Here is a 1,271-nt window from a genome sequence, read left to right on the forward strand (position 1 = left end):
GCGAGTGCTCGGCGGCAGCGTTGCCCAGCAGGATGGCCTTGGCTTTACCGGACTGCAGGCTGGCGGCGATGGCCTTGGCTTCGTCGGTGACGGTGCCGGCGAGCGGTGCACCAGCACCAATGGCGGCAGCCACATCGGCCAGGGCTTGCACCCAGCCCGAGGGCGCGACGGATTGCGAAGCGGCGAGCGGCATCAGCCAGTCATCGCTGCTCAGGCCGACACGATGCACGGCGGCACCACGGCGCGCGGCGTGGCGCAGGCGGGCGGCGAACAGCGGGTGGTCCTTGCGCAGGTTGGAGCCGACGACGAGGGCGCGGTCGAGCTCGGACAGGCTCGCGATGCTGGTGCCCAGCCAGTGCGCCTGGCCGGCTGACGCGACATTGCCGAAGTCGCTGTGGCGCAGGCGGTGGTCGATGTTGTCGCTGCCCAGGCCGCGCACAAGCTGTGCGAGCAGGTGCAGCTCTTCCACCGTGCTGTGGGCCGAGCCCAGCGCGCCGATGGCGGCCGCGCCATGGTCGGCCTTGATGGTCTTGAGGCCGTTGGCGATGTATTCCAGCGCCGTCGTCCAGTCGACCTGCTTCCAGGCACCGCCCTGCTTGATCATGGGCGCGGTCAGGCGCTGGTCGCTGTTCAGCGCTTCATAGCTGAAGCGGTCGCGGTCGGCGATCCAGCATTCGTTGACGTCTTCGTTCTCGAGCGGAACGACGCGCAGGACCTGATGGTTCTTGACCTGGACGATCAGGTTGGCACCGGTSGAATCGTGYGGGCTGACGCTCTTGCGGCGCGACAGTTCCCAGGTGCGGGCGCTGTAGCGGAACGGCTTGCTCGTGAGCGCACCGACCGGGCAGATGTCGATCATGTTGCCCGACAGCTCGGAGTCCACCGTGCGGCCGACGAAGGTCTGGATCTCGCTGTGCTCGCCGCGGTGGGCCATGCCCAGCTCCATCTGGCCGGCGATCTCCTGGCCGAAGCGCACGCAGCGGGTGCAGTGGATGCAGCGGCTCATCTCTTCCATCGAGATCAGCGGGCCGACGTTCTTGTGGAAGACGACGCGCTTCTCTTCGGTGTAGCGGCTCTTGCCAGCACCGTAGCCGACGGCCAGATCCTGCAGCTGGCACTCGCCGCCCTGGTCGCAGATGGGGCAATCCAGCGGATGGTTGATCAGCAGGAATTCCATGACGCCCTGCTGGGCCTTGATCGCCTTGTCGCTCTTGGTGCGAACGATCATGCCCTGCGTGACGGGCGTCGCGCAGGCCGGCATGGGCTTGGGC

The 1,271-nt window shown here is 67.6% G+C and carries 1 protein-coding gene; it reads right to left on the bottom strand.

Annotated elements, in window-relative coordinates:
* On the bottom strand, positions 1–1,271 hold a 1,271-nt coding region (gene nuoG, locus AC1DU6_RS31745), incomplete at both ends, for an NADH-quinone oxidoreductase subunit NuoG (RefSeq protein WP_477862164.1).

It is taken from the genome of Roseateles sp. P5_B10, from assembly GCF_056400485.1.